Here is a 13,973-nt window from a genome sequence, read left to right on the forward strand (position 1 = left end):
TTTTTCTATAATTTTAGTGAACTACCAAGCACAGTATTAAAGCCTAAAGTATTAGCGCCTATAGAAAAGCAACAGCGAGTTGCTCAAAAGGAATACAGATGTTAAATAAACTTTTTTCAAAAATTGAGTCGATGTTTTTAAAGCCTGAGGATAAGGCAGTGAAAATGCAACAAGCAGACTCAACCGCTGATCATGACCACATTCAAAAACATAATGAAGATCTAAAAAATAAAGTTGAAAAGCTCTACCATATTTTCCAGCCTTTGGCCGTCATTGAAGACCAACTTGATCAAAATGTGGTTTTATTTATTTTGGATGGAGAAAATCCAGAAATACTACTTAAATTGCAGCAATACCCGAATGAAAAAGCACTGCTTTTACTGGGAAAGCCAGGTACCTATAGCTGGTATTGGCCTCAAAATAATCAATCACTGGATAAAAAAGAAAATAAGCTTGCTGAAGCAGCACTAAAACTACGCCGTCGTTATTATGGTGAGATCTTTGAAGAATTAGAATTTGAACAAATCATTCGTTTTGCTAAAGTGCTTGAAGCTGCAACACAACAGAAAAATTTTACCAATATTTATGGAAAAGTGCCCGCTTGGTTTATTTATCTCACGGTAGATACATTTATTACCGCGTTTGATAGTCAGCAGTTTAGTGAAGCAGATCCGAATAAATTGTTAAAGCAAAATTGGACCCAACAGAAACTATTTGATTTGCTTGAAAGTGATCAACAGGGTTTAGGCGATGAACTGTTGCCTTATTTATTTGAACGCCAAAATATCGACAGTTATCATTCTAGTAAATTAGATAAAATATTATTACTCAAGGACACCCAAGATTTCATTTCAGCCCGATTAGATCAACTCAGAAAACTTATTCCAACACTGAGCATCATTGGACAAGAAAACTTTTTAGACTATATCGCCAAACAAACAGCATTGATCAAACAAATCCCCGACTTGATTGTCAAACTTTCTGTAGGGAAATCTAAAACCATCCGTACTAAAGCCACCAGTTTATTGACGAATTTAAATCCAGAAGATAGCCAGAAATATTTAAATCAAAATCTATTGGAAGGTTCAAGTCAGGAACGTGGCTTTTCTGCAGATCTATTGGCACGTTTAGGTGCTGACAATCTAGTTGTACTAGAACAAGCTTTTGCACAAGAAAAACAAAAATCTGTACAACAAATCTTACAAATGGCGATTCAGCGCTTAAGATCTGTTGATACTGCTCAATTACAGCAAGATTTTGAAGCACCTACCTTTCAACCATTTGTTGAACAAAAAATTCCAGCAAGCTTTACCGAAGTTATTTTAGAAAATTATCAAGAAATTTTGGCTAAAGCTGAACAGAATGCTGCCGATGAAATTGAAGATAATAAAACAGCAAGTTATAAAAGAACTTGGGCTCAAGATCATTTAAAGCAGCTTAAAAAAATTAATCATCAAACTTTAACGTCGATTGTTGACCAACTGAACGGTGATGCATCTTTTAAAAATGTCCACCAAGTTGAAAATATTATTACCCATAAAAATAAATATAAAAAATATCCTGAATTTTCCATTAATCATGCTATGAGAATCATTGCGATACGCAATCGAAATTGGATCTATTGGCCTAATTTATTTGAAATGCTTAAACCTGAAGAATATGCCAATTATGAACTTCGCCATATTGTTCAGGCTCTTGATGCGGCTAAATTTAATGATCCAAAACGTAGAGTGGCTCAAGGGATTCTAGCGGGATCATCCTATTATCAAAGTTTACAAGACCATATTTATGAAAAAGATAAAATTTGGCCATTTTTTGCGGAAAATCAAGAATATTTAACTGAAGCGTTGGGGCTTTCTCCATCTTTAGAAAAAAATGAATATCAAAGCTTTAACCCATCCGATGCCATCTTTGTACTTAAATGTTTCCCATCCTTACCAGTACAGTTTATTCCGCGCTTACTCGAATTTGCATTGGGTGAAAATAAGCGCTTGCGTTATGAAGCGCAAGAAACCTTACAGCACCTTCCCGACATTCATCAACGTGCCATCGAAGCCCTAGATTCGGGTAAACAAGACATTCGAATCACAGCAATTGAATGGCTAGCACGTCTACAAAATCAGGATGCAGTAAAACCGCTGAATGCTTTACTTAAAAAAGAGAAGAAAGAAATCGTTCGAGCTGCTCTTTTAACAGCATTGGAAAAGCTTGGACAGGATATTAGTGCTTATCTCAAACCAGAAGTGCTGCTAAAAGAAGCAGAAGACGGTTTAAAAGGCAAACTTTCAAGCAGTTTTACATGGTTTGATTTTGACACATTGCCAAAAGTGAAATGGCAGAATGGCAAAGAGGTTGACCCTAGAATTATTAAATGGTGGGTGATATTGGCGGAAAAGCTGAAAGAGCCTAGAGCCAATGCCTTACTACAACGCTATAGTGGCTTACTTGATCAAAAAGATCAGGTACAACTTGCTAATCATTTATTACACAGTTTTATTCATCAAGATACCTTACAAACACCATTGGATGAAGCAACGCAATATGCAACCACAGAAGCGCCTGGCCGTCTGAGTTCTTATCGAGATTCATACAAACGTTATGGTGAAAAATATCCTGAATATTATGCCAAATATGGCACCATCACCTTAGAAGAAGTGATTGAAGAGATTAAACGCGAACGTTTAGGACTTTATCTGGGTTCCGCGATCAAAAGTAAAGGTATGCTTTCACTGACTGCCAATGCACAAGGAAGTTTTGCAGTAAAACAATTGCAGAACTATATGAAACAACACTACCCTCGTCGCTCACAAATTGAAGCCATGATTAGTGCATTATCGATCAGTAATGACTCATTAATCATCCAATTGTTGCTTTCACTTTCACGTCGCTACCGGACTGCTTCGGTACAAACACTTGCAAACACATTGGTTGCTGAGATTGCTGAACGTAATCAATGGACAAGTGATGAACTGGCTGACCGTACTATTCCAACAGCAGGTTTAGATGAAAATGGAGTGTTACAACTGCAATATGGTTCACGTAACTTTAGTGCCATTGTCGATGATAAAGACAAATTCATTCTTAAAAATGAAGAAGGTAAAGAAGTTAAAGCACTACCTGCTGCCCGCCAAAATGATGATGAAAGCCTGATTAAAGAAGCCAAAGCACTATTTAGCACCAGTAAAAAAGAGTTTAAACAAGTCGTGGATATGCAAACAGGTCGTTTGTATGAGGCGATGTGTAGCGAACGTCAGTGGAATGTTGCAGAGTGGCAAGAGTATATCTTTGCCCATCCAATCATGAGACGCTTAATCCAAAAACTGATTTGGCTTGAGATCAAAACCAATGGTGAAAAAATCAGTTTTAGACCAAGTGATGATGGTGCATTACTGAATTTAGATGATGATGAAATCGAGCTAAGCACAGACAGCAAAATTCAAATTTCTCATGCGGTTTTGGTTGGTGAAAAAGAAGCGAAAGATTGGATTACACACTTTAAAGACTATAAAGTGAAATTCTTATTTGAACAGATGACCCATCATCTGCCAAAGCTTGAAGATGATAATGTCACTGAAATTAAGGATCATAATGGCTGGCTTACAGATACCTTTACATTACGTGGTGTTATAACCAAATTGGGTTATCAACGTGCCAGTATCGAAGATGGTGGTTCATTTGATCGCTATACCAAGCCCTATAAACAGTTAGGTATCGATGTAGAAATTACATTTAGTGGAAGCTATGTACCAGAGGAAAATATTCCTGCTGTCCTTTATGAACTGACCTTTAGCAAGAAAGCCAGCCGCTCTTGGAACAACAATGAACTTCCACTTAAACAGATTCCACCAATTTTATTGGCTGAGAGTTATGCAGATTATTTAAAAGTTGCTGCTTCTACATCAGGTTTTGATCCAGAGTGGGAAAAGAAAACGCCTTGGTAATTCATAAAGACAAAGAAATTTTGTTTAGGCTTGCTACAGGCTATAACAGTTGTATTGCAACCGATATGATTGGCCTGGATGGCCATCATATCGGTTATATGGATAATTCAACTCAGCAGTTAAAGAGAAGCCTTGTTCTACACTAGGGATAAAACACCATGCTTATCCCAGCAATTTAAAATTTATTTCAAAAATTAGTGCTTCAAACCATCTCTGCTAAGCCCTGCTTATGGATGGTTTTGCCTAATTGATGTAAATATCCATCATGAATTCATATTATTATAAAAATAATAAATATATTTATTTTCAGTTATTTAATTAACTTTTAAGCATACAATATATTGTTTTAAATGATGCACAAGAATCAATATCTTTCGCCATTGAACTAAAAAAGTAAACGCGTTTAAATGTAAACATTCATTCTGTATTCTAAAATAAAGGACTTTGCATGAACCGTCGTGTTGTCATCACTGGTATGGGCATTAACTCATGTATCGGTAATACATTGGAAGCTGTTAAGCACTCTTTGGAAAATGGTATTTCAGGGACACGTCATAATTCAACTTACGAAGAACTTAATTTTAAAAGTCATGTCAGTGCCGCAGCAGAACAAGATTTTGATGGTATTGACCGTAAACTCAAGCGCTTCATGGGCGTATGTGCAATGTATGCCTACAATTCTGCGCTTGCAGCCGTTGAACATGCAGGCTTAACGCCAGAACAATTGGGCGGTAATCCTCGTTACGGTATTGCAGGGGGTTCAGGTGGTAACTCAACTGCGTCTGTTACAGAGATGGTTAAACTTTTAGAAGAAAAAGGTGCGCGTAAAATTGGCCCGTTCTTCGTACCACGTAATATGTCAAACACCATTACTGCCAATGTCGGTGTTGCATTTAAACTACAAGGTGTTGCTCATTCAATCACTAGTGCTTGTGCAACTTCAGCTGATGCGATTGGCTATGCTTACAACCTAATTCAATTGGGTAAACAAGATTTAATGTTGGCCGGTGGCGGTGAAGAAGATCATTGGTCACAAAGCTTATTGTTTGATGCAATGGGCGCACTATGTTCTAAATATAATGATGCTCCAGAAACAGCGTCACGCCCATACTCAGCAGACCGTGACGGTTTTGTGATTGCGGGTGGTGGTGGTTTCGTTGTACTTGAATCACTTGAACATGCTCAAGCACGTGGTGCGAATATTCTTGCAGAAGTGGTTGCTTATGCTGCAAATTCGGATGGTGCGGATATGGTTGCACCATCGGGTGAAGGTGCGACCCGTTGTATTTTGATGGCTTTAGAAGAAGCTAAACAACATGGCGTAGATAAGGTTGACTATGTCAATACCCATGGTACTTCAACACCTGCTGGTGACGTAACTGAACTTCTTGCGATGGGTCGTGCATTTGGTGAAGGTAATGTTCCACCATTAAGCTCAACCAAGTCTATGACAGGTCACAGTCTGGGTGCTGCTGGTGTTCAAGAAGCCATTTATTCTGTATTGATGATGCAAAATGACTTCATCGCGCCAAACATCAATGTCACTGAACTTGATGAAGGCACAAAAGGTTATGACATCGTACTTGAAAAACGCGATACAAAATTGAATACTGTGATGAGTAACAGTTTCGGTTTTGGCGGTGTCAATGCTTGTCTCATTTTTAAAAAATGGGAAGGCTAAACAAAGAATTGTTGATCATTCAAATTTAAAATAAGTTTGGATGATCAACATCTCGCACACTGCCCTTAAAAGGGTAAATTGATGGATGCTCCTTCAGAAGCTTTCCTTTGGGTAAAAGCTTTACATATCATTGCAGTCGTGTGTTGGTTTGCAGCACTGTTTTATCTCCCGCGTTTGTTTGTCTACCATGCCATGAGCGATGACAATCTAAGTCATCAGCGTTTCGAGATCATGGAGCGTAAATTATATCGGGGCATTATGTGGCCTTCGATGATCGCAACATTGATCACTGCACATTTTCTCGTAGACTGGGGTGATGCAACACGTCATTACCATGAAGCTTTATGGTTTTATCTAAAAGTCGGTTTAGTTGGCCTTTTAGTAATTTACCACTTTGTTTGTGGCTATTACCGTAAAAAACTGATTGGCAATGCACATTATAAATCGCATAAGTTTTGGCGGTTTTTCAATGAGATGCCAACCCTGATTTTATTTGCAGTGGTAATTTTAGTGGTCGTTAAACCAACATTTTAACTTGTAGATAGAAACCTCCTAAATGGAGGTTTTTTTATTGATTGTATGTAATTTACAGGCCCACCTAAATAATCTTTTAATAAATTCAGCAACATGAAATTATAAAAACTTAATCCATGTCGCCATGCGATAGTTACTCCATACACGATTCAATGATGTAAAAGCAGTTGTTATTACCTTAAACAATGCACAATCACGCTATTGCGCTCAACATCAAGTCCGATTAGATCCGTTCCCGAATAACCGTTTGCTTGTGCAAACTTAATAAGTATAGGATTTTTTCAATGGCGCTTAATTAGCCAATTTCTAATTTTTGCATTCATCGGTGTTGAATAATACTTTTCAATGGACCAACTCAATACAAAAACAGCAATAAAATAAATTGGCAATAGCATTAATTTTTCAACAGCTAAGGTTTCTTTAGGAAAATAAAAAACTTTAAATAAACCCAAGATAATCAAATGAAACAAGTACATTTCATAACTACGTTGCCCAATCCACGCTACACCTTTTGACAATATAGAGCGAGATTCAGTGTGTGGGTTCTGAGCAAAACAGAAGATCAGCGTTGCTGACAATAGAGCAAAAAGGCTGATTCCCCAAGTACTGACCTCTTTGATTGGTGCATATAAATAAACAGTAACCATCAATACCACAATGATCGGAACCACGATTCTTGAAACCTGTATTTTTTGACTCATCCGCTGAGTCATTAAAGCAGTTAAGCAACCCATCGCAATTCCATCAAAACTTGAGAAGTAATGATAAAGATAAGCCCCGCTTTCCTCGGCAAAATGTAATGAACGGAAATAAGGTGCATAAACGATGATCGCCAATAAAAATATAATAAAGCCTTTACCACGGCCTAATACAACACACAAAATCGGAAATGCTAAATAAAAGACTTCCTCAACAGATAAAGACCACAGCACACCAAGTGCATAATTCACCCAGCCATTTTCAATGATCAGAATATTCATCCAAAAGGTAAAAGCAGAAAATACAGTTAAGCCGTAAGAAACTTCAATACCGTTTGGCGCTTGATTGATAAAGGGTTTTAACCCCATTGCACCCAGTGCCGTCACCAGCGCCACCAGTAGCACCAAACAAGGCATAATTCGGGCAATACGGCGGATATAGAAATCTTTAAGTTTAATCTGCGCGAGTGTGCCACTTCTTTGTAAAGTATGTTGGGTGATTAAAAAACCTGAAATCACAAAAAATAGGGTCACACCATAATTACCATTGCGGGCAATTAAGGTACTTAAGCTTTCGCCAAAGATTTGTATACCGAGAAATGTGTCATGCAGTTTATAAGGAATATTAAAATGGTGGAGAAGTACCAATAAAATTGAAATTCCACGTAAGAGATCGATCTTGTTATTGCGCATATATGCTGTTGTTTAGCGTAAATGATGCTATTAAACGTGTTTTTTATTTTTATTTCAGTATTTTATTTTGAATAATTTGTTAAATTTTACATTGAATCTATGCAATCAATCACGGGGAAAACCAAAAAGTTGAGTATGTTATATTTAATCTAAGCATTTAATTTTTAAATTTAATTTATATCAAAATCTTTCATATCATAGTTATTCAGGAGATGATCTAACACCATCTCCTGATCAATTGAATATTCAACATTAAAGCTGTTGATTACGCTTTTTCATACGCGGTTTATACATCATTTGATAGGTCACCGCTAAAATTATCACCCACAATGGGCTGATGATTAAAGCTTTTAAAGTATCAGGCTCAAGACTTAAAATCACCAAAGTAAAGGCAAGGAAGATCAAAACAAGATAAGACATCCATACACCACCCGGCATTTTAAAGTTTGATTTCTCATGCAATTCTGGGCGTAATTTACGGTAGCGTATATAACACACCATAATAATACTCCAGATACTAATGAATAAAATCACACATAAAGAACTGGCTAAGGTAAATGCTTCAACGGTATTTGGAACAAAATATTGTAGTGCTGCACCTGCCATAATAAAGCCACAAGAGAACAACAAACCTTTTGCAGGAACGGCGCGTTTAGACAGCTCAGCCAACTTAGTCGGTGCTTGCCCTTCTTTAGCCAATCCAAACAACATACGACTGGTTGAAAATACACCACTGTTCATCGATGACATTACCGAGGATAAAACCACCAAGTTCATAATCACAGCCGCTGCACCAATACCAGCATGTAGGAACAATGTGACAAATGGACTTTGATCCGCAGGAATTTCATTCCAAGGGGTTACCGACATCACGATAAAGAGTGCCAATACATAGAACAAAATAATACGGGTCGGAATCGCATTGACCGCTTTAGGTAAGTTCTTTTCAGGATCTTTGGTTTCTGCCGCCATAGTACCGATCAGCTCGACACCGACAAAAGCAAACAAGGCAATTTGGAAACCTGCTAAAAAGCCACTTGCGCCTTTCGGGAACATGCCACCATGCGACCAGACATTGCTAAAGCTTGCAACTGAACCTGTTGGTGCTTGGAAATGGCTCAACACCATATAGCCGCCAATAAGAATCAATCCGACAATGGCTAAAATTTTGATCAAAGCAAACCAAAACTCAATTTCACCAAACAACTTTACCGTGAGGAGATTAATACCCAATACCAAGAGTACGCATCCCGCACTAATTAAGGCTTGTCCCATGGGGGTAAAGGCGGTTCCGTCTGGAAGCCAAAAATTGAGATAATTGATAATTGCAGCTAAATCCGCAATACCCACTAAGATCCAACCGAGCCAGTATGACCAGCCAATATAATAGCCAGCACCCGGACCAATTAAGTCATGTGCCATATCAATAAAGGATTTGTAGTGCAGATTTGAAAGTAAAATTTCACCCAATGCGCGCATCAGGAAAAAGAACATTGCACCAATGATCATATAAATGATCAGAATTGAAGGGCCTGCAAGGGAAATGGTTTTCCCAGAACCCATAAATAAGCCTGTACCAATTGCACCACCAATCGCAATTAATTGTAGGTGACGATTGGATAATTTCCGTTGTAGCTCATTTGGCGACGATGGTACGTCATCTGAATGGCTTGAAGTTGTCATAAAAATATCCTTTTTGACAATTTTTTGGAGGTAAAACCCGCTTGTGGCATAAGAACATTCCCGTTCTATTGTTCTACCTAACGCGAACTGGGCCACATGGTTTACATGTGACCAGCTTTAATTCGGGGCAAATACTGCTTTAATTATTGACAATAATCAATTCTACTTTATGACAAGAGATTAATTTATGCCTGCGCCGCAATAACTGCGATCTCAATCAACCAATCTGGATTAACCAAATCCGCTTGAATTGTTGCACGAGATGGTGCAACACAGCCTTCTAACCAATCAATCCAAATGGTGTTAAAAGTTGCAAAATCATCCAAATTTTTGATGTAAACATGAGCAGACAATAAACGTGATTTATCAGTATTTGCCTCAAGCAATAACTGATCAATCGTTGCCAAGATTTCTTGAGTTTGACCAATAATATCCTGTTGGGTATTTTTAGGAACTTGACCAGACAAATAAACCACTTTATTGAAAATGGTGACTGCACTCATCACTTGATTGCTGTTGAGCTTTTGAATATCTGCGTGTTGAACGTTGTTTGACATGTTGATGTCCTTATTTTGAAATTTTAAAATTGACCCGTGCAGTTACACCACACATGAGCTCATAACCTACGGTTCCAGAACTTGCTGCAACTTCATCAATCGGCAGTACAGTTCCATTTGACGACTGTCCCCAAAGTACCACTTCGCTTCCAACTCGCGCATCTGGGATATGGGTTAAATCAACCGCTAACATGTCCATGCTGACACGACCAATAGTTTGGGTTCGTACAGAATTAACCAATACGGGTGCATCCATAGAAATACGTTGGTAACCATCTGCATAACCACATGCCACGATTCCGATTTTCATGGCTTGGGTTGCCGTGAATTTAGATCCATACCCTACTGTTTCACTTGGCTGTAAATCTTGAATTGCAATGATTTCACTGCGTAAACTCATGCTTGGTTTAAGATTCCAATCTTGAATTGAATGTGTTGGATAGTCTGGAGAACTGCCGTACAGCATAATCCCGCTACGAATATAATCTGAACGTAAATCTTGCGAATGTCGGAGAATGGCCGCACTATTTGAAACTGAGCGCTCACCGTCTAAATCTTGAATGGTTTGTTCAAAAATAGCCTGCTGGTAGGCAATCCCAGATTGCCCCAAACGTTCACCATCTGCATCTGAAAAATGCATCATATGCGTGATAGATTTCACCACATCGAATTGCTTTAATCTTTGCCACATTGCCCGATACGCATCAGGTTTAAACCCAAGGCGATTCATTCCTGTATTCATTTTTAAAAATACATCGAATTGCGTCTGTGCTGGATTGTCTTTGAGAGATTGGCTTTGAAATTGTTCTAGCCAATTCACTTGATCTTCATTATGTAGGCTAAAACTTAATTGATACTTTTCACAATCCAATAAATCATCGGCTGAAAAAATGCCTTCTAAGAGCAGAATTGGACCGGTCCATCCCGATGTTCTTAGGCGTTTTGCTTCATCGATATCCAACAAAGCAAAACCATCTGCGGATTTGAATGCATCATAGACACGTTCAATACCGTGTCCATAAGCATTGGCCTTGACCACGGTAAAAACTTTACTTTGTGGCATAAATTGACGGGCGACATTCAGGTTATGCAGCAAAGCATCCTGATGAATGACGGCAGTAATTGGTCTAGGCATTTTATTCATCCCTGAATATGGATTGGCGTTGTAAATTATTTATCGCTAAACAATTTATTTATCACTGTTTTAATAAAGTGGCACTTAAGCAGCGTGTGGATAACGCTGAATAGATAAACCTTCGGTACTGATATCGGTTTGATGATTAAGTACCAAATCACTAATCAATTTTCCTGAACCACATGCCATCGTCCAGCCTAAAGTGCCATGCCCTGTATTGAGGAATAAGTTTTTAAAACGTGTTGCGCCAATAATTGGTGTGCTGTCTGGGGTCATTGGGCGAAGACCGGTCCAAAATGATGCTTGTGCCAAATCACCACCTGGGAATAAATCTTGGGTCACCATTTCCAATGTGCCACGGCGATCCGCATTTAAACCATGATTAAAACCGCTTAATTCTGCCATTCCACCAACACGAATACGTTGATCAAAACGAGTAATCGCGATTTTATAGGTTTCATCCAAAACTGTAGATTGTGGTGCAAATGTTGGATCAACAATTGGAATGGTTAAAGAATAACCCTTCACTGGGTAAACTGGTAAATTTAATTCCAGCGGCTTTAAGAAATCACGTGAATAGCTACCAAAAGCCAATACATAGCGATCAGCAGTTAACACTTCACCATTGACTACAACACCTTTGATTTCATCACCTTCAACCACCAATCTTTCAACATTTTGGTTGAATTTAAACTCGACACCTAAACCTTTGGCTAAATTGGCTAAAGCATTGGTAAATAAATAGCAGTCGCCCGTTTCATCATTTGGAAGATGTAAACCACCGACCAATTTATCTTTGGCATGTTCAAGTGCTGGTTCTACTTTAGCAAGATCATCTTTAAGCAATAACTCATGTGGAACACCACATTCTTTAAGTACAGCAATATCACGCTGAACCATTTCTAATTGAGCTTCATTACGGAAAACTTGCAATGTGCCTTTTGAACGGTTTTCGTATTCAATGCCAGTATCTTTACGTAATTCTCTTAAACAGTCACGACTATATTCTGCAACACGGGTCATACGTTCTTTGTTGATCGCATAACTTTCTGAGTTACAGTTTTTAAGCATTTGCGCCATCCACTGTAACTGCCACATACTGCCATCGATATTAATCGCGAGTGGCGCATGATGTTGAAACATCCACTTAACCGCTTTAAACGGAATACCTGGGGCAGCCCACGGTGTCGAATATCCTGGAGAAATTTGACCTGCATTACCAAAGCTGGTTTCTTCAGCTGGACCTGCTTGACGGTCTAAAACTGTAACTTGTGCTCCTTGCTGCGCGAGGTAATATGCACTTGCTACGCCAATCACACCACTACCTAATACTATTACACGCATTTCTTATCCTTTATGCATTTACTAGTTTATTTCACTAGTATATTTTTGGTTCAATAGTTTATTTCACTATTTTTAATGCTAAAATTTAGGTGTTTTAATTTATTGTCGTGAAAAATGATTAAAAAAAAGGGAATAATTGATGCGTAAATTAGACCGTATAGATCGAATGATTTTAGATATTCTTCAAAATGAGGGTCGAATTGCCATCAGCGAGTTGGCCTCACGGGTCAGTTTATCGACCACACCCTGTTCTGAACGCGTCAAACGTTTGGAGCGAGATGGCATCATTATGGGCTATCATGCACGCCTAAACCCGAAACACCTTGATCGCAACTTATTGGTTTTTCTAGAAATTAGTTTATCTGCAAAGTCTGGTGATGTGTTTGAACAAGTGGCTAAGGACTTAATGGAAATACCAGAAGTACAAGAGTGCCATCTTATTTCGGGAGATTTTGATTATTTAGTCAAAGCCCGATTAAAAGAAATGAGTGCTTATCGACGCTTACTTGGTGATTTACTTAAAAAACTTCCGTCTTCAGCCTCTTCACATAGCTATATTGTGATGGAAGAAATTAAGGAATCATTGTATTTGGATGTGCGTTAATTCCATCATTTTACCTTTAGACGGACTGACTGGGGATGCATTGCAGATTTAAATATCTCTCTCCACCTTAAAGCCAAGTTTTACTGCAAGTGGATCGTAAATTGAGCGGTGATGGATTTAAGCGTTTAATGTATCCACATCATGCAATATCTCTACCCAATTGAGTGAATGACATTAAAAGATTACTGGGGATTTAGTCCCTGTTTAAATATGTGATTGCTACTAACGATGTGATTGCGAGTAAACCCCCAACTCAGAGTATGGTTTCTCTATGCTGGGGATAATTAAGGTGAATTGGAATTATCCCAAGAGTCTGAACTAAAAGCAGATTATGAGCAGATTTTAGAAAAGATTTAGAGCAGGTTTAACAATTCAGAGAACTTTGCAATTTTTGCTTTCGGCGCTGCTTCGTCCAATTCTTGTTTTGAGCCATATCCATATTCGACCGCAATGGTTTCAATCGCATTTTTACGTGCACCAAAAATATCATGTTCCCGATCTCCCACCATCAAACACTCTTCAGGATTTAGCTTTTCTTTTTCAAGGATATAAGTGATCAACTCGCCTTTATTGGTGCGTTCGCCATTTAACTCACTGCCATAGGGATAATCAAAATATTTTAATAAATCAAAATGATCTAAAATTTGACGTGCATAAACTTCAGGTTTTGCAGTGGCTAAAAACAGTCGATAGCCCTTACTTTTTAAGGCTTGCAAGGTTTGTGCAACATCATCAAAAACATGGTTTTCAAATAAGCCTGTTACAGCAAAGCGTTCACGATAACCCAATAAAGCTTGTTCAGCTAAAATATCATTTGCTTCAACATTGAGTAGCTTTGCCAATGATGCCTTTAACGGTGGACCAATAATCCAGTCGATATTTTCACTGTCAGGAATCGGATGCCCAACCTTTGCAAGTCCATAACGTGCAGATGTCGTAATGCCTACTTTTGGGTCGGTTAATGTGCCGTCGAGATCAATTAAAATATTCTTTATCACCATCCAATCCTTTAAATCTGTGTTTGAAACAATTATCAAATTACTATCGAGTGTTCTCGTAAACTTGCCTATACTAACGTAAATTTGTGAATTAAGGACATCATC

The 13,973-nt window shown here is 38.2% G+C and carries 10 protein-coding genes; 4 read left to right on the forward strand and 6 right to left on the reverse strand.

The annotated features are described in order from the left end of the window. The first annotated feature begins 98 nt into the window (after positions 1–98). From AC07U8_RS16950 to hemJ, 3 genes are all read left to right on the forward strand, one after another. Positions 99–3,941 carry a DUF4132 domain-containing protein gene (locus AC07U8_RS16950; protein ID WP_494738340.1) on the forward strand — a complete coding sequence of 1,281 codons (3,843 nt, stop codon included), beginning with the start codon at positions 99–101 and terminating at the stop codon, positions 3,939–3,941. Positions 3,942–4,389: 448 nt separating this feature from the next. Continuing rightward, positions 4,390–5,622, forward strand: a complete 1,233-nt coding sequence (locus tag AC07U8_RS16955; protein WP_004723663.1) for a beta-ketoacyl synthase N-terminal-like domain-containing protein — start codon at positions 4,390–4,392, stop codon at positions 5,620–5,622. An 81-nt stretch (positions 5,623–5,703) separates the two neighbouring features. Further along, positions 5,704–6,156, forward strand: coding sequence for a protoporphyrinogen oxidase HemJ (gene hemJ, locus AC07U8_RS16960; RefSeq protein WP_004723664.1), 453 nt, complete (start codon positions 5,704–5,706; stop codon positions 6,154–6,156). Between the two features lie 281 nt (positions 6,157–6,437). Here hemJ and AC07U8_RS16965 read toward each other — a convergent pair whose 3' ends face one another. The 5 genes from AC07U8_RS16965 to AC07U8_RS16985 all read right to left on the reverse strand — a co-directional run bounded on the left by AC07U8_RS16965 (position 6,438) and on the right by AC07U8_RS16985 (position 12,266). Further along, entirely contained in the window at positions 6,438–7,547 is a 1,110-nt protein-coding gene (locus AC07U8_RS16965; protein WP_494738341.1) for an acyltransferase family protein, read from the reverse strand. A 252-nt stretch (positions 7,548–7,799) separates the two neighbouring features. Continuing rightward, the gene (locus tag AC07U8_RS16970; protein WP_004723666.1) at positions 7,800–9,230 is read right to left on the reverse strand and encodes an amino acid permease; all 1,431 of its coding nucleotides are present in this window, start codon (positions 9,228–9,230) and stop codon (positions 7,800–7,802) included. Positions 9,231–9,415: 185 nt separating this feature from the next. Continuing rightward, positions 9,416–9,787: a RidA family protein gene (locus AC07U8_RS16975; protein ID WP_004723667.1), complete on the reverse strand. Its 372-nt coding sequence runs from the start codon at positions 9,785–9,787 to the stop codon at positions 9,416–9,418. A 10-nt stretch (positions 9,788–9,797) separates the two neighbouring features. Next, positions 9,798–10,922, reverse strand: coding sequence for an alanine racemase (gene alr, locus AC07U8_RS16980; protein ID WP_151956467.1), 1,125 nt, complete (start codon positions 10,920–10,922; stop codon positions 9,798–9,800). 84 nt (positions 10,923–11,006) lie between these two features. Then, the gene (locus AC07U8_RS16985) at positions 11,007–12,266 is read right to left on the reverse strand and encodes a D-amino acid dehydrogenase (protein WP_004723669.1); all 1,260 of its coding nucleotides are present in this window, start codon (positions 12,264–12,266) and stop codon (positions 11,007–11,009) included. A 139-nt stretch (positions 12,267–12,405) separates the two neighbouring features. Here AC07U8_RS16985 and AC07U8_RS16990 point away from each other — a divergent pair, with 139 nt between their 5' ends. Further along, positions 12,406–12,870 carry an Lrp/AsnC ligand binding domain-containing protein gene (locus AC07U8_RS16990; protein ID WP_004723670.1) on the forward strand — a complete coding sequence of 155 codons (465 nt, stop codon included), beginning with the start codon at positions 12,406–12,408 and terminating at the stop codon, positions 12,868–12,870. A 353-nt stretch (positions 12,871–13,223) separates the two neighbouring features. On the opposite strand, the gene AC07U8_RS16995 is transcribed toward AC07U8_RS16990, so the two are convergent. Continuing rightward, positions 13,224–13,871, reverse strand: a complete 648-nt coding sequence (locus AC07U8_RS16995) for an HAD-IA family hydrolase (RefSeq protein WP_272547543.1) — start codon at positions 13,869–13,871, stop codon at positions 13,224–13,226. Positions 13,872–13,973: the final 102 nt, after the last annotated feature.

The sequence above is a fragment of the Acinetobacter sp. GW821-FHT01E09 genome, from assembly GCF_059422385.1.